Here is an 18146-nt window from a genome sequence, read left to right on the forward strand (position 1 = left end):
GATGAGGCGATGGGAGGCCGTGCGGGTCCTGGCGGCGCTGGCGAGCGCGAGCGGCGCGGCGGTCGCGGTGGCGAGCGGCTGCGGGGCCATCGACGGCTACGACTGCGACGAGCTCCTCGAGTGCGACGTGATGAACGAGGACGGCACCAGCAACGGGGGCTGCGAGGGAACCTGTGTCGATGCCACGTTCGGCAGCTTCGTGCAGAAGCCGCTCCTCGTGTGGATGGGGCCCAAACCGACATCACCACCCTGCGACGCGGCGCTGCGCAAGGCGAGGCCCGCCGACGCGGCGCAGCTGGTCACGTTCGACCTCCTCTACGCCGAGCCGGAGCCCCACCCCGGCTGCGACCCCTGCGCATGTACGGCGCCCGCGTGCGCCTTGCCGGCCGGCCTCGCGGTCACCTCGGGCTACATGTGCGACGAGGGATCCGGCGAGACGGTGACCCCCTTCGAGGCGCCGGCCGGCTGGGATGGATCGTGCGTCGCGCCCGGCGCGGTGCCCCCCGCGGCGTTCGGCTCCTTCGCGCTCGCGCCGGTGACGGAGCGTCCCTGCGAGGTCGTGGCGGCCCCGGTGCCGCGCGACGGCGAGCTGCCAGGGGACGCCAAGGTCGCGGTGGTGTGCGAGGACGCAGTCGGCACGACGCCTTGCCCGAACGGCAACGAGCAGTGCGTGGTCGCCGAGGCGGAGCTCGCCGCGGGCTGGCGCCGCTGCATCCTGTCGGAGATCGATGGGGACTACATCGAGTGCCCTTCTTTCGAGGACATCACGGGCCCCAGGTTCTCGGAGAAGTTCATCTTCTGGAAGGTGGCCTACGACCGTCGCACGTGTACGCCGTGCGCGTGCACCGAGACCGCGCCGAGCCAGTGCGAGGCGGTCGTGTCGACCTTCGAGGACGCCGCATGCGGCGACCTGGTCGCCTCCGTCGCGGTCGCCGAGAACGGCTCTTGTCACAACACCGAGCCCGGCTCGACGCTCGGGAGCATGAGCGCGGCGTGGCGGGTCAACGCGCCGGGCAGCTGCGCGCCGAGCGGCGGGGAGCTCGACGGCGACCGGCGCGTGGAAGGACGAAGGACGCTCTGCTGCCTGCCGGAGGGAACATGATGGCGACGAGGACGGCGTGTTCGGCGCGGGTGGGGTTGAAGGTGGCGGCGCTGCTGGTGCTCGGCGCCGGCGTGGCGCTGGTCGGGGCGTCGTGCTCCTACGAGGTTCCTCCCCTTGACCTTGACCCGTACTATCATGGCTGCCCGTACGCGTGCGCTCACTACCCCGAGGGCGACCCAGAGAGGGCGCCGAATCCTGTTTACGCATGGTTCGGCAAGCCGAGCGAAGCACCCTCGTGCGCGTCGGTCGGCTTGTTCGATGCGCTGTGGGAAGGCGCTTATGGCGATCTGAAGGACACGGCCGGCTGCCCTCGGTGCCTGTGCGAGTCCCGGCCGTGCTTGCCTCCGACGACGCTCGAGGTGTACTCGATGCTGCGGCCCGAGGCCAAAGGCTGCGACGAGGCGGACAACTCGTATACGTTCATGCCGGCGGGATGGGATGGTCGCTGCTTCGCGCCTCGCGAGAGGTTCGCCGAGAAGGCCGAGCGCGTGGTCAAGCTCTACTCCCACGAGCCCTTCGACGATCACGAACCTTGCCGCGCGTACCCCGCGCCGGACGACGTGGCGGAGATCTGGGGCATCTTCGCGGTCATGTGCTCGGTAGATCATCGCGCTCTGCACGGGTGCGAGGCCTCGGACGAACTGTGCCTTCCGCCGAAGCCGGAGGGGTTCCGCACCTGCATCCGCGTCGGTAGTGTGCCCGATGACCCGCCGGTGTCGTGCCCACCGGAGTTACCCGAGCGGATCGAGCTCTATCGGGAGCTCGATGGCTGCATCCCCTGCTTCTGCGACGAGGTGGAACCCAGAGAGTGCGAGATGACCGTGTCGACGTATGCGGACATGCACTGCACGCAGCCCATCAGCACGCGGCCGCTCACGGAGGACCGCGGGGAGTGCGTGGACACGCCCGGCGAGGCCGGCACGAAGAGCGTGAGCGTGGCGGTGGTGAGCGAGCAGCGCGCCACGTGCCAGCCAGGCGGCGGGGCGCGGTCCGTCGATCCGCTGCAAGGGACGGGCGCCCGTGTCTACTGCTGCGAGCGCGCGCCCGGCGGTTGAGCCTCACGCCGGCGGGGGTCGCGCGGCGTGCCCGACGGCCGCGGTCCCCGGCTGTAGCGTCGGAGATCCGGACGTGGCACAAGGGCCGTCATCCCCATGCAGGCACCCTGGAAGCTCGTCGTCGAGGACCTCGGCCGCATCGCCCGCGCGGAGATCGAGGCGCGCCCGCTGCTTCTCTTCGTGGGCGGGAACAACACCGGCAAGACCTACCTCGCCTCGCTGCTCTGGGGCCTGACGTCCCTGAGCGGCGAGCTGACCGTGGCCCGCGGCGAGGCCTACCAGCGCTGCGTCGCGTGGATCGAGGAGCGCTTCGCGCGGCGCGAGCAGGAGCCGGCGTTCGAGATCACGCCGGAGGTGCACGCGACGCTCGTGCAGATCGTCAATGACACGTTACGAGATCAAGGGGCCGCGCTCGCCGCCTGGACGTTCAACCGGCCGAGCTTCAAGATCGGCAAGATCGAACTGCAGGAGGTTGCTCGGCCCACCCAGGTTCCGATGCGCTGGGAGGCCGTTGAAGAGCAAGGGCGGTCTTTGGCCCAGCTATCGATCTCGGGCGGTCGCATAGGCCGGCACGGGCCAGCCCAGGACCCGAGTCAACGAGCCGCCATCATCGAGTTCCTGGCGAAGCGCCAGGTCCTGGGTGACCTTGGAGGCTTCAGCGCGGTGTTGTCCGGTACGCTCCCCGGTAGTGCCCACATGGGCCCCGTCTTTCTCCCTGCATCGCGGACCGGGTTCATGCTCCTTTACCGCAGTCTTGCGCCGCAGCTCGTTGGTGATGTGCTCATCAAGGCCGGACCTCCGCGTCCGCCGATTCCCGACCTGACCGCCCCCACCATCGACTTTCTGAAGTTGCTCGTGGGACTCCGGGACGACAAGGGGGCCTATCCCGAGGAGGCGGCGATGCTCGAACAAGCGATGGGGGGGCGGCTCGCGCTTCGTTCCGGGGTCGGGCTCAACGAGGTCCTCTACGAGCCTGCCGGAGGCGAGGCGGCGCTGCCGATGGAGCTCTCGTCCTCGCTCGTCACCGAGCTCGCCCCCGTGGTCCTCACGCTCCGGCACGTCAGTAATTACAACGTGCTGGTCATCGAGGAGCCCGAGGCGCACCTCCATCCGAAGCTCCAGCGGAAGCTCGCACAGGTCATCGTGCGCCTCGTCCGCAAGGGGCTGCGCGTCTGGATCACGACGCACAGCGAGAACTTCTGCCAGCAGATCAACAACTTCATGAAGCTCGGCGCGCACCCACGGCGGGCCGAGATGCAGCACAAGCACGGCTACGATACGATAGACTACCTCGAGGTGGACGACGTGGCGGGCTATCAGTTCGAGGCGGACCCGTCGAGCGGGCGCACCAGCGTGACCGAGATGAAGAAGACCGACTCGGGCCTGGTCATGCCGACGTTCAATCGCGAGCTCGCCGCGCTGACCGACGAGGCCATGGACCTCGAGCCGACCGAAGGCGAGGAATGAGGCTGCCCGGGACCATCGAGGAGCGGCTCGATCTGATCCGTGTGGAGCGCCGCCGCCTGCTTCACGGGCAGGACGTCGCCGCGCTCGAGGACGCGGGCGTTCACGTGGAGTGCTCGCTCGACGGAGCCACATCGTGCATTCAGCTTCGCCTGGAGCCGCAGGACGTGCAGTTCCTCCGCGAGGGCGTCTGTGCGGACTTCGCGCTGCTGCTCTCCCGCGGCGACGACGTGTTCGAGGCGCATATCGTCGAGCTCAAGAAGACGATCGGGGACAAGGACTGGGCTCACGTTCAGAAACAGCTCGAGTGGGCGATCGTGCGCCTGATGGCCATCGCTGGCGTCCTCGGCATCCAGATCGATAGAGTCACCGTCTACACCGCGTTCTGCAATGACAAGCTCGCGCGCGAAAGGTCCCCGAACCTCGTCAACATGAAGATCCCCGTCGGCCCGCCCGATACCAGCGCAAGCGACGCGAGCGCCAGGCGCTGGGCGGAAGCGCGGCTTTCGTGGGAGCGCGGGAAGCTCCGGATGGAGGTCGTCGGCAGGGACGTGGAGCATCGGCGGATCCCGGCTAACGAAGCCGGACGCGCCTGGGTCGCATGCCGTTCGCGCTCGCTCCCGAGCGAGCACGAGACGAACTGGATCTTCGAGCCCGTCGCGAAATAGCCTGGGCTGGAGGTGGCGGCCACGGGCGGAGGCGCTTCTCGTGGTGAGTCCCGGTGTCGATCGAGCGGGGCGCACGCCTCGCCCACCGAGGCCCGCGCCGGAGATGCCGGCAGCCCATCGAACGCCAAGAGCCGCCGCTCGCTCTGCTCTTCTACGATTGTGCTGCAACTGCGTCCGGCGCACGTCGCATCCGCTCTCCTCCTGGCGCGGAGTTCTTGCTCCGGCGACCAGCCATGCTTGCGAGCCCAAATACGCCATCTTACGGTACGCGCTTGCAACCGCAGTACGGGAGGAGAAATCAATGCCCTCGAAGAAGAAGGATTCGAACTGGACCACGTGGGAGGACATGCCGATCGACGAGTTCCGGGCGCGCGCCGAGAAGGCCAGGGCCCTGGCCGCCGAGTTCGGGGAGAAGCTCGACGGCCTGTTCCCGGGGCTCGTGACACTGACGAAGGAGCAGCGCCAGACCGCGCCGCGGCTGCGCGACGGCGAGCACGCGATGCTGCACAAGGTGCTCGACGTGGTGGACATGAAGCCCGCCCTGTTCGAGTCGCTGGCAGATCAGGACGAAGGGATGGACCCGAACCGCTTCGAGAGCGCGCTGCTCCGGGACCGCATCGAGAAGCACCTGCTCTTCAGCAAGGTCGCGGAGAGCCTCTCGCCGATCGGCGGGGAGCTCGGCGACTCGACGCTCTACACCGCCGCCAAGTTCCGCGAGACGCTCTATGCAGCCTACCGGATCGCCAAGACGCACGCCCAGACCGACCGGAAGGTGATGGACGTCCTGGCGCCGGTCATCGACTTCATGCGGAAGAACGTCGCCGCCGCGACCGCGGCGAAGAAGAGCCGCAAGACGGCGCCGGCCCCGAGCCCGCTCCCCGTCGCAGACGAAGCGTAGCCTCGAAGAGGGGCGGGGGAGCCTGCCGCGCGTTCCTCGCCGCCTCGGCCCGTCGGCGGTCGAGGAGGCGAGGCGGCTCGTCACATCGACACGACTGATGGCGGTTCGCCCCGCGTGTGTGGGGACGACGCCGGCGATGTAACCAAGACCGAACACGGCCACGAGTTCGGGGCGCTGAGCACCGGGGTCCAGTGACCAGCGCCCGACGTGAGCCTGACCATCGCGGCCGCTCCGAGCTCGACAAGTGGACGGCGACCGCCCCAAACTCGCGGACGTCCACCTCGACGCCGCGGCGGCGCTGTCTACTCCGGCGCCACGCCATGTAGCGGTTCACTCTCGCGTGCGCGAGGACGACGGGCGCGAAGGACGGCAATGCGAAGCGGGACAAGGTTCATCCCCGTGTGCGCGGGGACGACGTTCGAGACCACCGCCGGCGGTGTCCCCATCCCGGTTCACCCCCGCGCGCGCGGGGACGACGAGGAGCGGTCGGTTCATGCACCCCCGGTACCTGGGTTCACCCCCGCGTGCGCGGGGACGACGAGGAGCGGTTAGCGCATTCCACCACAACGTCTACGGTTCACCCCCGCGTGCGCGGGGACGACCGCCCGGCGGAGACCTTGGGGGCGACCATCGCCGGTTCACCCCCGCGTGCGCGGGGACGACGCGCCCGTCGGCGTCGACTTCGCCTCGTGCGGCGGTTCACCCCCGCGTGTGCGGGGACGACGTAAGCCACCGTCGGCGTTTCGCTTTTGTTGTCCGGTTCACCCCCGCGTGTGCGGGGACGACCCTCTGGGCGGGCGAGGCGTGCATCTCCGGCGCGTCACGGTCGGGTACGCCATCCCGGAGGTGTCCCGTCGGGCGTGGATGCTTCACGTCTCTCGTGATGCGTTTACGGCTGCAAGGTGGGGGGGCACCGGGGGTTCGAGGCGGTTCGGGGCAGCGGCGAGGCGGTTCGGGGCAGCGGCGAGGCGGTTCGGGGCAGCAGCGAGACGGTTCGGGGCAGCAGCGAGGCAGTCGGCATGGCTCCTCATGGAGTATTGGGTCTTCCTTGCAAGACGGCACACGGAGCTGGCGCGAATGTCGCAAAGCACAACGGGCATGCGTAGCACGTGCATGGTTGCTGCTCTGGTGATGTGCCTCTCTGCGTGCGTGGCTGCCTCGAGCGAGGAAACGGACGCAGCCGACCAGGGCGAAGGAGCGACCGAGGCCGTGTTGACCAGCTCCGTGGAATCGCCTGACGGTGAGCGCGGCGTCCTGGAGAGCTGCAAGGCGCTCGCGCTTGCGTCACACGAAGCCAGGGAGGCGTTCTGCCGAGCGCAGCCACGGGACAGGCGCCGCCGGTGTTGGGAAAATGTGCACGCCAGCTCCCTTGGCTGGCTCGTGTATTGCACGACCGAGTTCTCGTACTAGCCTCATCGTATGGGCGAAAATCCTACGCCGATCGCGGTGCGGCGCTATAGCGTGGAAGGTCAACCCGAACTCGAAATAACATTGAAGATCGGACAGCCATTCCCGGTAAGTCCTCCAGGGGTGGATTGGGCATGTCCAGTCGCCCTCGAAGGCCTCGGCGATGGGCAAGTCAAGTGCGTGTACGGGATCGATGGGGTACAGGCGATACAGCTTGCGATGCAGTACGCACGTAACCAGCTGGAGGCTTCTGGGCTGCAGCTCCTGTGGATGAACGAGGAGCCTGGCGATCTGGGCCTTCCGCGCACGATCGATAGCAACGTCGGATTGTGGTTTCAGCGCGAGCTGGAGCAGCTGGTAGAGAACGAGCAGCGCAGGATGAACGAGATCGTGATCGAGCTCGGCAAGGTGCGCGAGAGGCGCCGGGGATCAACCGGAGCCTAGCCGTCGAGGTATACGAGTTCTCTCCCGTCCGCAGGGACGACGCGGCACGAGCGCGGCGGCCTGCACGTCGCCCGCCGCCCCCGCCTCAGGCCACCAGCCCCGGCAGCGCCCCGGTGCACACGCCGGGGATGCCGAAGGTGGTCACGTCGTCGAGCCCCATCGCATTGCACACCGACACGAGCAGGTTGTTGTGCGGCAGATCGGCGTACTTCATGTAACGGCCCATCTTGAAGTAGCCGCCCGCGCCGCCCGCGAGCACCCAGGGGATGTCCTTGTACGTGTGCGTATTGCCGGCGCCGAGCTCGTTGCCCCAGAGCAGCAGGGTATTGTCCAGCACCGAGCTGCCGTCGACCTCCTTGGCGAGCGCCAGCTGATCCAGCACGTACTTCACCTGCTCGCTGTGCCAGGCGTTGATCTTCACGAGCTTCTCGTTGGCGGACGCGTCTTCATCGCCCGCGTGCGAGAGCTCGTGGTGCTCCTCGTTCACGCCGATCCAGGGATAGTACTGCCAGCTATCGGCGTTGGCCCACATGAACGTGGAGACGCGGGTCATGCCGCAGATGTGCGCGAGCAGCATCAGATCGGTCTGCAGCCGTCCGACCTTCGGATAGTTCTCCATCGCTCGCGGGTCGAACTTCTCCGGCATCTCGAGCGGCGTGCACGAGACCGCCGAGCTCTGCAGCCGCTGCTCGATGTTGCGGAGCCCGCCGAGGTGCGCCTCCAGCCGACTCTTGTCCTCGGAGCTGACGCGCTTCTGCAAGCGACCTATGTCGTCCTTCAGGAAGTCCAGCACGCTCTGGCGCTCGGCGATCAGCCGCTGCAGCTCCGTGTCGGACAGGTCGGCGTTCGCGAAGATGCGCGAGTACATCTGGAACGGGTCGTCGACCGCGATGTTCGGCTGGTTCGGGCCGCGGTACGAGATGACGCGCAGCGGCTCCTGTCCCTCGATGCGCACGCCGAACTCCAGCGACGGGAACTGGCTGTCGCCGCCGATGCGGCTGGCGATGGCCTGATCGACCGAGATGCGATCCGCCCAGCCGGCAGGGCCGCCCGCGCCGGTGAAGCTGCCGGCGAGCAATGAGCCGCCCGTCAGCATCGCGCCAGGGCCCTTCATGTGCGGGCCGCCTGGCTTGTTCGCGCTCGGGACGCCGAGCTCGTCCTCGACCGTCGAGCTCATGTGCACGCCCTTGAGCACCAGCATCCTCTGCTTGTGCTCCTCGAGCGGCGCCAGGATCGGGCCGAGCGAGAGCGGCGCTTCGTGCGCGTCCCCCGGCTGGAAGAACGACGACTGCACCGTGCCGTTCGCCGAGAAGATACCGATGAAGCGCTTTCTGCTCGGCTGATTGGCGTCCTGTCCGAACACCGTGGAGGTCCGCCAGATGGGGCTCGTGAGCGCGACCGTCAAAGCGCTCAACCCGCCGAGGAGCTTGCGGCGGCTGATCTGGGTGCGGAGGTCGATAGGGCCTCTTCGATTCATGGCATCTCCTGCGTGTGCGTGTCGATCACGCGACGGTAAAGGAAAGCGTCCGTCTCCACGACGGCGCGGGGGAGCGCGTTCAGATCCTGGCCGGCGGCCCTGAAGGTCTCGAGCAAGCTCTCCATCGAGCAGCCATCCATTTCCTGCTCGAAGCGGGCGATCGCGAAGCGGAACCACTGGCGAGCCACGCACTCTTCCACCTCGGCGCTGCGCGCGAGCATGGCGCCGAGCTCCTTCACGCCCACGAACTCGCCATCCATGTCGCGGGTGGCGATGACCTTGCCGCTCGCGTCGACAGGCTCGCCCCCGTCGAGCTCACGGTAGCGGCCGAGCGCGTCGTAGTGCTCGAAGCCGAAGCCGATCGGGTCGATCAGCTGGTGACAGCCGACGCAGGCCGGGTCCACCTCGTGCTGCGCCAGCCGCTCGCGGGTCGAGCTGCTCTGGTCGACCTCGGGCGGCTTCGGGATGTTGGCCGGCGGGGCCGGCAGCTGCTGGCAGAGCAGGGCCTCGCGCACGAACTTCCCGCGGTAGATCGGCGAGCTCTCGGCGGGCTTCGCCTGAATGGCGAGCAGCGCCGGGAGCGTCAGGAGGCCCGAGGCGGTGCCGTCCGTGCGCTCGAGCGCCTGGAAGGCGTCGCCGCCGGTGACGCCGTAATAGCCGCCCAGGTCCTTGTTGTAGAAGACCGTCGTCGAGGTGAAGAGCGCGCTCAGCTTGCCGCCCTCGTCGTGGAGCACGTGCTCGAAGAAGGCGTCGGCCTGCCCCCGCAGCGACTCGCGGAACGACCGCGATTGCCACTCGGGGAAGGCGTCCGCGTCCTTCACCACGCTGTACAGGCCGTTCAGGTGCGTCCAGCTGCCGAGGAAGCGATGGACCAGCTGCTTGCCGCGCTCGTCCTCGAGCATCCAGCCGAGCTGCGCCGCGACGCCCTCCTTGCTGGTCAGGCTGCCATCGGCGATGGCCTCGTTCAGCCTGGCGTCCGGCAGGGTGCCCCACAGCATGTAAGAGAGGCGGGCGGCCACCTCGTGCGGAGAGAGCTTCACGGCACGATCGCCCACCTTCTCCGAGGTGCCGATCTCGACGCGGTACAGGAAGCGCGGCGACTGCAGCATGCCGCGGAGCAGGAGCTCGATCCCGTGCTCGTAGCTCGTCTCCGCGCCGAAGCTGAAGAGCTGCAGGTGTCGCTCGATGTCCGCCGCGTCCGTGAGCGGCGCGCGGTAGGCGCGGGCGCCGAAGGCCACGACCATCCGGCGCGCGCACTCGAGCGGCTCGGCCCCGCCCTCGCACGGCGCCACCTCGCCGAGCGCCGTCGGATCGCCGGCGATCGCCGCGGCGATCGCGTCCGCCGCGGCCTGGAAATGCTCGAGCTCGACCTGCGTCACGTCCGGCTGCAAGAGGCCGAACGCCGACGCCTCGTTCGCGGGACCGAGCGCCTCCTCCAGGCCCGGCACGTCACCGGCGAGGTCGCGCACGGTGTTCAGGTACTGCTCGCGCGAGAGCAGGCGCATCGGCGAAGGCCCCGGATCGACGACGTTCGCGTCGCACGCCAGCGTCTCGCCGGGGCCCGTCGGCCCCGGGCCACCGCTGCTCGAGCTGCCGCCGCCCGTGCCGTCCGCGGGCGGCGAGCCGTCGACGCCGCCCAGGTTGCCGATACACGCCGACAGCGCGAACGCCAGGGCCAGCAAACCCACGCTTCCGTGAGCGGTGGACTTATCGATCAATAGTGTAGTCATTCAGGGCTCCGCTCGGGCTACCGGCTACTCCGGGTAGGTGGCGGACCCGCGCGGACGCGATCAAAGTTTGTCGTCGGCGAAGCGCGGAGAATATCAATTGGGTACGAAGGGGTGCGCTTTCAGGCGACGAGCTCCGACTCGATAACGGGATCGGCTCGGCTCACGGACCTTCGATGTGACAGCACACCGAGCAATCGTAGGCATCGAGCGCTTCGCGCCCGGCGCACGGGACCGGGCCGCACTCGGTTCCGCTCAAGGCGCCGCAGCTCGGGAGGCATTCGCCGCCGACCTCGATCGAATGCGGCGGATCGCAGGGCGTGTCGTTGCCCGGAGGCTCGTCGCCATCCGGCGTGAAGTACAGCCGATCGAGCCATACGCCGTCGACGGCGTTCGCGAGGATGAGCTCGTGAGTCCCCGCCGCGAGGGAGAAACGGAGCGGCTCGCCATAGCGAACATCGTCGTGGAGATCGTCCCAGAACCAGATCTCCCCGACGCTGATGCGCCAGAGGTACCATGGTCCGCCGTCCACCTGGAGCCAGAAGCGGTTGTTGATGGCGTTCGGAGCGTGGAGCCGCCCCCAGATCACGTACTCTGCCCCGCTCGGCGCCTCGAAGCGGTAGCGAGCGCGCGCGAGCCCCGGCGCGTCGGCCGAGCTCACCCCGCCGGGGGGCATGATGAAACGGCCGCCGGAAGCGCGGCTCTCCTCGCCCACGGTGAAGCCTCCGGTCAGCTCTCCGAGCTCCGCCTCGATATACGACGAGCCGGACACGACCGGCGCCCAGGCGCCGACCGAGGTGATCTCCGCATCACACCCGATCGCCGCGAGGCCGCCGAACGCCGCGAGGCTCGCGGCCGACCAGCGCTTCACGGCTGGTCCAGGAGCCGCTTCAGCTTCGCGCTGTGAGGGCTCTCGGGGTGCTGCTTGATGAAGGCCTGCGCGCGCCGCTTCGCCTCCTGCGCGTTGCCGCGCGCGGCCAGCACGTCGATCGCCAGCACCTCGCGCTCCTGCCGGAGCACGCCCTTCGGGAACTGCGCGCGCAAGCGCTCGAGGATCGCCGCAGCCGCCGCCGCATCTCCGGAGCGCAGCGCGGCGCGCGCCTCCATGAGCAGCGCGCTCTCCGCGCGCAGCAGGTCGGTCGGCCTCGGTCCGCTCGGCCTCCGGCTCGGCTCCGCTTCGGTCGGTACGTCCGCCGGCGGCTCGGGGAGCGCCCTCGGCTCCGGCGCCGACGCCACCGCGGCCTGCGGCACCACGGCCGGCGCTGGCTCCTCGCTCGCCGCGCGGGGCGGCGCGGGCGCCTCGGCCGGAGAGGAGAGCGCCCAGTAACCTCCGCCGAGCACCAGGCCGCCTCCCACGAGCACCGCCGCTGCCTTGACCGCGAACGCCGCCGACAACAGCGGACCGACGCCCGCTTTCTTGGCAGCAGCAGCGCTGACGCCCGCCGTTGCGCCGGCGGCCGCCGCCGCCGCCGGCAGCTGGCTTGCGATGCCGCGCCACGCGCGCTCCCTCGCGCCCTCGGGCGGACCCACGTGGCGCACGCTCCCCAGGAGCTCCCGCTCGAGCGGGTCCGCTCCGCTCCTGGCGCTCAGCAGTCGTTCCGGATCGCCCATCACACGGCCTCCTTTCGGCCCGTGCCTTGTGCCAAGGCGAGACGCTTGACCTCGCGCGAGAACGTCTCGCGCGCCAGACGAAGACGCGAGCGCACGGTACCGACGGAAATACCCAGCAGGTCCGCGATGTCCTGACCGGACATCTCCTCGAGCTCGAACAGGACGAACACGAGGCGCTGCGGCTCCGGCAGCTTGTTCAAGATGGCTTCCGCTGCCTGCGCGCGCTGCCGCGACTCCGCGCTCCGCGCGAGATCCTCGGACGTGGCGCCGTAGAGGTCCATCTCCGCGGCGTCGGTCGTGACCTCGCGCCGAAAGCGCGCGGAGCGCCGGTAGTCGCTCGCCACCCGCTGGCAGATGCCGAAGAGCCAGGTCGTGATCAGCGACCGACCTTCGAACTCGGCAAGCTTGATGTGCGCGGTCAAGAACACCTTCTGCGCCAGGTCGAGCACGTCAGCCTCGCGCACGCCAAGACGCCTGAGCGAGCACCAGACGAAGTTGAAATGCGCGTCATAGAGGGCTCGAAACTTCGGGTCCGGTGTGCTCATGCCCGTGACATCCGGGTGACCTGCTAGCGAGCGAGAGGAACGAAAGCCGCGAGCGCGGGCGCGGGATTGTTCGGGAACGGTACCACTCGGACACCCAGTGGGGGCGCCGGCCCGGGGCGATCACAAAAAAATGCGCATGCACGGGGCCGCGGTTACGCTCGCGTCGTCCCCATGCGGAGCAGTCGCGCTCTTCTCGTCGGTTGCTGCGCGGTTCTGGCCACGTCGGGGATCGCCAGCGCGCAAACCGAGCCGTACCTGAGCGTGACGCGCGGTGACGGCGCCGAGGGCTGTCCGGACGCGGCGCGCCTCATCGAGCGCGTCGAGCAGCTGCGCGGTCGGCCGGAAACGGGTGCGAGCGGCGCCTACCACGTCGGCTTCACCCGTGGCGCCGACGGCTTCCGTGCGTCCATCCGCAGCGGAGGCGGCGCGCGCGTGCTGCGCGATCGCGGTCCCAGCTGCGCCGCGCTCGAGCAGGCGACGGCCGTGACGCTCGTCCTGCTGCTCGACTCCGATGCGCGGGTATCGTCCCCGCCGGAGCCCGACGCGGGCGCGCGTGACGAGCCTTCGCGTGCCCCCGGAGCGCCGGCGCTTTCGCCCGGAGCTCCGGCGCAGGTGCCGCCCGCGCCGCCCGGGCCCACGGGAGGCGCCGGCGGCGCGCAGGAGGACGAGAGCGAGGCGCCGAGCCCGGAGCGCGGCGCCACGCGGCTCACGCTGGCTGCCGGCGCCGCCGGCCTGTTCGGGGTGGTGCGCCCCTTCGCGCCCGCGCTCTCCGCGGAGCTCGGCGTCGGCGGCGCGCGATTTCGAGCGACGCTCGGCGCGCTATGGCTCGTCCCGCAGACGCTGGAGCACGGACCGGGCGAGCTCCGCGAAGCGCTGCTCGGCGGCGCCGTGCGCACCTGCTTCGCAGCGGCTGGCTCGGAGGCGCTGCGCTTCGAGGTGTGCTCTGGCCTTCACGCCGGCCGGCTGAAGGTGGTGGCGAGCGGCTACACGCGGAACGACGTCGCGGAGACGGCGTGGCTCGCGGTGCCGCTCGAGCTGTCGCTGGCCAGCCTGGCGGGTCCGCTCGGATTCGACGTCGGCGCCGCCGCGCTGGTGCCGCTCCGGCGCAACGACTTCTCGGTGGATGGCGTGGGCGTCGCGTACCGCTCGCCGCCGGTCGGCGCGCTGGTGTCGCTCCGCGGCATCGGCGTCTGGTTGCTTTAGAGCGGCGGTCACCCGCTTCGGATACGGGCCCATCTCGGCGTTTTCGGTGCTCAGCGCACAGGAGTGCGCTTGCGCGCCGAAAACGCCGATCTGGACCCGTCTCCTGTGCGGGTGACCGCCGCTCTGTGTCTCATGTAGGCCGTTCAATCCTGCCAGCGGCGAGCTACTCGTCGAAGCTCGGCGCTGCTGCGACGCCTTCACGCGTCACATCGACTCGACCGACTTGAGCATCTCCGGGATGAAGTGGAGCCTCGGCCGGAGCAGCCTGTCGCGACGACCGAGCTGGAGGACCTGAAGCACGGCGCCGGACCCGGCGCGATTCGAGGCATCGAGAAGGTCGTCCTTGAAGGTGTAACTGTAATTCTCTTGCTTCGTCGAGGTCCTGTCCTGCGCGGCGGCCTCGGGGATCGAGACGCAAAGGACCAGCAGCGCGGCTTGGACCGAAAAGAGTGATCGTGACTTCATCATGCCTCCTCGCTCCCATCGGACACGAGCGAGGAACGCGTATTGGGAGTCTTTTGCTGACCTCGACGACCGAGCGCAGACCACGCCCGCCCGGCCGGGTCGACCCGAGCTCCTCGCTCCAGCTCCGCTGCTCCGGAGCCCACCATCCGGCTGGCGATGCGCTCCTGCGCCGACAGGCGCGCTCGATGTCGTCAGCGAGGGGCCTCCTGGACGGAGCTCCGGATCGAGCGACAACGCAGGTGACATCGCGCACATTCCGCGTAGACTCAGCTCCCGATGCTCATCCGCACTCGAAGGAGCACGGCCGGCGGCCTCATCGTCGCGGTCGTCGCGGCGCTCGCCGTCGTCGTCCCCGGCGGAGCGGCGGAAGCGGCCGAGGAGGCGCCGGCGAAGGTGTCGAGCGGCATCGCCGTCGGCGTTCAGCTGGAGGCGGTCGCCGACGTCAAGGTCGCGCGCGCCGAGGTCGCCAGGGGCAGCAGGGTGAGCGTCGCCAGGCTCATCGAGCGGCAAGGCCTGCTCACCGCCGTCGACGTCGAGCTCGCCGACGGCCACATCGCGCGTGTGGCCATGGCGACCGTCCGCGCGTCGTTCCGCGTCCTCTCCGAGTAGCGCGCGTCCGGGGAGCGCACCCGCGCGCGGCAGCTGGCGCGTCCATCCCCTGGCCGCGGCGCCCGTGCACTGCGCCCACGACGCTCGCCGCTTCTTCGCCCCCGCGCCCGATCGCGGCTAGGGTGCGGCCATGCGGAACCCCGCGAAGGTGCGCGTCGCCGTGCTGTTCGGCGGGCGCTCGGCCGAGCACGAGATCTCCCTCCTGTCCGCGCGCTTCGTCGTCGAGGCGCTCGACCGCGATCGCTTCGAGCCGGTGCTCGTCGGCATCGACAAGTCCGGCCGCTGGCTCCTCCAGGAGGAGGCGCTGCTCCTCAGCGGGGCGCGCGACCCCCGCCTCGCCAGGCTGAACGAGGCGATGCCGGAGATCGCGCTCGACGCTCACCCGGGCCCCGCCGGCGAGGCCACGCTCGCCGTGCCCGGCGGCGCGCGCTCCCCGATCGACGTGGTCTTCCCCGTCCTGCACGGGCCCACGGGCGAGGACGGGTGCGTCCAGGGCCTGCTCGAGCTCGCCGGCGTCCCGTACGTCGGCTCCGGCGTGCTCGGCTCTGCCGTGGGGATGGACAAGGACGTGATGAAGCGCCTGCTCCGCGAGGCGGAGATCCCGATCGTGCCCCACGTCGCGCTCCGCCGCGCCGCGTGGGAGCGCGATCGCGGCGCGTGCCTCGAGCAGATCGCCGGACTGTCCCCCGCCGGGCAGGGCGGCTTCGGGCCGATCTTCGTCAAGCCCGCCAACCTCGGCTCGTCCGTCGGGGTCCGGCGCGTGACCGCGCGCTCCGAGCTCGAAGCGGCGGTCGAGCACGCCTTCGAGTTCGACCTGAAGATCGTCTGTGAGCAGGGAATCGAAGGCGTGCGCGAGATCGAGTGCTCCGTCCTCGGCGACGACGACCCCATCGCCTCCGTCCCCGGCGAGATCGTCGTCGGCCACGCCGACGGCTTCTACTCGTACGCCGCGAAGTACATCGACGCCGACGGCGCCACGATCCGCATCCCCGCCGACCTCTCCCCGGCCGAGGCCAACGCCGTGCAGCTCCTCGCCCTCCGCACCTTCCGCGCGCTGGAGGCGTCGGGGATGGCCCGCGTCGACCTCTTCCTCGCCCCGGACCGCTCGCTCTACGTGAACGAGATCAACACCATCCCCGGCTTCACGGCGATCTCGATGTACCCGAAGCTCTGGGAGGCGAGCGGCATCCCCCCGCGCACGCTGATCGAGCGCCTCATCGCGCTCGCGCTCGAGCGCGGCGCGCGCAAGTCCCGCCTCAGGACGAGCGCCTAGCACCTCGTCGTCCGAGCTCGTCCCTGGCTCCCTTGTCGCGCGGCAGGTCGACCGAGCTGCCCGGCCCGAGGAGCCGCTGTCGGTCGCGGCGCGGGCTGGCCCCATGCTCGAGCCAGATGTCCTCGCGCATGCGGCTCATTCTGGACTGATCGTTCTAGAATGATCAGTCCAGAATGAGCCGCGGGAGAGGGGGCGCGTGCGGCTGCCCGGCCGCGCTCACCCGGGATCGAGCCGCACGCCCGGCGCCCCGAGCGCAGGCCGCCGGACGAGGCACGGACCGAGCGCGTCCAGGATGCGCGCGTGACGCTCGGGAGGCGCCCACAGCACGATGTGCCCGCCGCCGCCGGCGCCGCACATCCGGAGGACCTCGACCCCGAGCCCGTCGAGCCGCCGCTGCAGGGACACCGCGATCGCGCTCGCCGTCGCCGAGAGGCGCACCTTCGCGGCGGCGCCGCGGCGCATGCCCGAGAGCACCAGCGCGAGCGAGCCGAGCTCGAAGCCGCGGGCGACCTCCCCGGCCGCAGCGACGAGCTCGGCCTTCGCGTCGCACGCCGCGCCGGCGTCCACCCGATCCAGCACCTCGCCCGACACGCGCCGGACCGCCGTGTCCACGAGCAGCAGCCCGGCCGAGAGCGCGGGCACGAGATCCGGACACCCGATCGCGAGCGGCCGCACGCCCGAGCAGCCGCGCGCGTCGAAGGCGAGATCGAGCAGCCCGCCGAAGGCAGCGAACACCTGGTCCTGCGCGCCGCACGCGTTGAACAGGCGCTCGCGCTCGATCGCGACCGCCTCGCGCGCCAGCTCCTCCGGCGCGGCCGCCTCGCCGACCGCGGCGCGCAGCGCGAACAGCGCGGCCACCGCCGCGGACGCGCTGCCGCCGAGGCCAGCGCCCGGCGACATCTCGGTCTCGACCCGGAGCGCGACCCCATCGCCCACGCCCGTCGCGGCGAGCGTCGCTTCGAGCAGGCGGAAGGCGAGATCGTCGCGCGGTGGATCCGAGCGGCGCCTCGTGATGACGCGCAGCGCGCCCGCCTTCGCGTCGCTGGCCGCCGCGTCGCTGGCCGTCGCGTCGCCCGCTTCGGCGCCGTCGGCCGACGTTGCCTGGCCGCGCGCGGCGAGCTCCATCCGCACCCAGCCTCGATCGAACGGCTCCACGATCACGCGGACGCGCAGATCGACCGCCGCGCCCACGACGCGCCCGCCGTCCTGCCGGGCGACGCCCGGCAGATCGCTGCCTCCTCCGGCGAAGGAGACGCGCATCGGGGCGCTCGCGGCCGCGCGCCAGAGCGGGCTCCGCAGCGATCGCGGCGCAGAGAGAGAGGCGGCGCAGGGGGTGCTCATGTCGTCCTCAGCGGGCGCGACCAGCCGGGCGGCGAGGTGATCCCAGGGACCGAGGCGGCGCGCCCCGCGGCGGCACCTCGTGCAGGGAGCGAGCCAGCGATGGAGCGCCCGGCGTGCACGCACTGCCGCTCACGACCAGAGCTCGCGCCGCAGCGCCACGGCGCCGTCCTCCGGGAGGTGCATGCGCCGCGATCCTTCCTCGCGATTGAGTCGCGGACGGAGATCGCGGGCTCGGAGCGAGGCGAGAGGCGCGCCTCCCGCGGGCCGCGATCAGTTCAGGTCCTTGCTGGCGGGCTCGCTCCGGGGCGCGGGCTGCGCGCGCGCGGCGTCGAGGATGCGATCGATCACCCTGAGCCCGGCCGCGAGCATGTCCCGCTCAGCGCGCTCGCCTCCGGCGTGCACCTCGGCCGCCCTCTCGCGGAGGGTGAGCGCGTCGCGGCGGATGACCGGCAGGCGGGCAGCGGCCGCCGCCTCGGCGATGCACCCGGCGAGATCGTAGACGAGGAACGCATCCTCCTCGCTGATCCGGGGCGCCGCCCGGCGCCCGCGCGCCGGGGAGCCGGCAGCGCGCTCCTTCCGGACGTACGTCTCGACCTCGCAATCATCGTCATCCTCGCCGACCGAACCGGAAGAGACGCGGTCGAGCAGGCAAGTGAGCTCGACGCGGTAGGTCGCGAGGACCAACGCGCAGAGCGCCCCGCGATCCCGCAGCGAGAAGAGAATCAGCTCGAGGAGCCGGTCGGACCGGGTCGCGCTATTTTGCATCGCCGCCTTTTAAGGCGTTCACCCTCGCGACCTCAATCCAGAACTCCACCGCCCGCGGCGGATCGACCGGCGGCCGCGGGGTGCGTTACGCA

The 18146-nt window shown here is 70.5% G+C and carries 17 protein-coding genes; 9 read left to right on the forward strand and 8 right to left on the reverse strand.

The genetic code is table 11. The annotated features are described in order from the left end of the window. Nucleotide 1: 1 nt before the first annotated feature. From WME89_RS03880 to WME89_RS03905, 6 genes are all read left to right on the forward strand, one after another. Nucleotides 2–1102 (forward strand): hypothetical protein, encoded by a 1101-nt coding sequence (locus tag WME89_RS03880; RefSeq protein ID WP_438007913.1) that lies wholly within the window; start codon nt 2–4, stop codon nt 1100–1102. Beyond that, nucleotides 1099–2157, forward strand: a complete 1059-nt coding sequence (locus tag WME89_RS03885; protein ID WP_438007914.1) for a hypothetical protein — start codon at nt 1099–1101, stop codon at nt 2155–2157. Before WME89_RS03880 ends, WME89_RS03885 begins: the two co-directional genes overlap by 4 nt. 96 nt (nt 2158–2253) lie before the next feature. Next, nucleotides 2254–3624, forward strand: a complete 1371-nt coding sequence (locus WME89_RS03890) for an AAA family ATPase (protein ID WP_438007915.1) — start codon at nt 2254–2256, stop codon at nt 3622–3624. After that, nucleotides 3621–4289 (forward strand): hypothetical protein, encoded by a 669-nt coding sequence (locus WME89_RS03895; RefSeq protein ID WP_438007916.1) that lies wholly within the window; start codon nt 3621–3623, stop codon nt 4287–4289. Before WME89_RS03890 ends, WME89_RS03895 begins: the two co-directional genes overlap by 4 nt. A gap of 301 nt (nt 4290–4590) precedes the next feature. Continuing rightward, nucleotides 4591–5187, forward strand: coding sequence for a hypothetical protein (locus WME89_RS03900; protein ID WP_438007917.1), 597 nt, complete (start codon nt 4591–4593; stop codon nt 5185–5187). Nucleotides 5188–6606: 1419 nt separating this feature from the next. Then, nucleotides 6607–7038, forward strand: a complete 432-nt coding sequence (locus tag WME89_RS03905) for a DUF6968 family protein (RefSeq protein ID WP_437928396.1) — start codon at nt 6607–6609, stop codon at nt 7036–7038. 85 nt (nt 7039–7123) lie between these two features. Here the strand turns inward: WME89_RS03905 and WME89_RS03910 are convergent, their stop codons facing one another. The 5 genes from WME89_RS03910 to WME89_RS03930 form a co-directional block, all read right to left on the reverse strand. After that, entirely contained in the window at nt 7124–8515 is a 1392-nt protein-coding gene (locus tag WME89_RS03910) for a DUF1552 domain-containing protein (RefSeq protein WP_438007918.1), read from the reverse strand. Continuing rightward, nucleotides 8512–10203: a DUF1592 domain-containing protein gene (locus tag WME89_RS03915; RefSeq protein WP_438007919.1), complete on the reverse strand. Its 1692-nt coding sequence runs from the start codon at nt 10201–10203 to the stop codon at nt 8512–8514. Before WME89_RS03915 ends, WME89_RS03910 begins: the two co-directional genes overlap by 4 nt. A gap of 202 nt (nt 10204–10405) precedes the next feature. After that, the gene (locus tag WME89_RS03920) at nt 10406–11113 is read right to left on the reverse strand and encodes a hypothetical protein (RefSeq protein ID WP_438007920.1); all 708 of its coding nucleotides are present in this window, start codon (nt 11111–11113) and stop codon (nt 10406–10408) included. Continuing rightward, a complete protein-coding gene (locus WME89_RS03925; protein ID WP_438007921.1) occupies nt 11110–11853 on the reverse strand; it encodes a tetratricopeptide repeat protein in 744 nt (247 codons plus the stop codon). The genes WME89_RS03920 and WME89_RS03925 overlap by 4 nt, the downstream gene beginning before the upstream one ends. Continuing rightward, nucleotides 11853–12398 (reverse strand): RNA polymerase sigma factor, encoded by a 546-nt coding sequence (locus WME89_RS03930; RefSeq protein ID WP_437756762.1) that lies wholly within the window; start codon nt 12396–12398, stop codon nt 11853–11855. Before WME89_RS03930 ends, WME89_RS03925 begins: the two co-directional genes overlap by 1 nt. A 261-nt stretch (nt 12399–12659) precedes the next feature. On the opposite strand from WME89_RS03930, the gene WME89_RS03935 reads away from it, so the two are divergent. Continuing rightward, complete coding sequence (locus tag WME89_RS03935; protein WP_438007922.1) at nt 12660–13601, forward strand: hypothetical protein; 942 nt, start codon at nt 12660–12662, stop codon at nt 13599–13601. 204 nt (nt 13602–13805) lie between these two features. Here WME89_RS03935 and WME89_RS03940 read toward each other — a convergent pair whose 3' ends face one another. After that, the gene (locus WME89_RS03940; RefSeq protein WP_438007923.1) at nt 13806–14066 is read right to left on the reverse strand and encodes a hypothetical protein; all 261 of its coding nucleotides are present in this window, start codon (nt 14064–14066) and stop codon (nt 13806–13808) included. A gap of 276 nt (nt 14067–14342) precedes the next feature. On the opposite strand from WME89_RS03940, the gene WME89_RS03945 reads away from it, so the two are divergent. Then, nucleotides 14343–14675 (forward strand): hypothetical protein, encoded by a 333-nt coding sequence (locus WME89_RS03945; protein WP_438007924.1) that lies wholly within the window; start codon nt 14343–14345, stop codon nt 14673–14675. Between the two features lie 130 nt (nt 14676–14805). Further along, a complete protein-coding gene (locus tag WME89_RS03950; RefSeq protein WP_438007925.1) occupies nt 14806–15948 on the forward strand; it encodes a D-alanine--D-alanine ligase family protein in 1143 nt (380 codons plus the stop codon). 216 nt (nt 15949–16164) lie between these two features. On the opposite strand, the gene WME89_RS03955 is transcribed toward WME89_RS03950, so the two are convergent. Further along, entirely contained in the window at nt 16165–17289 is a 1125-nt protein-coding gene (locus WME89_RS03955) for a GHMP family kinase ATP-binding protein (protein ID WP_438007926.1), read from the reverse strand. A gap of 270 nt (nt 17290–17559) precedes the next feature. Further along, nucleotides 17560–18054, reverse strand: coding sequence for a hypothetical protein (locus tag WME89_RS03960; RefSeq protein WP_438007927.1), 495 nt, complete (start codon nt 18052–18054; stop codon nt 17560–17562). Nucleotides 18055–18146: the final 92 nt, after the last annotated feature.

Origin of the sequence: Sorangium sp. So ce321 (assembly GCF_051530195.1) — a bacterium.
GTDB lineage: Bacteria > Myxococcota_A > Polyangia > Polyangiales > Polyangiaceae > Sorangium.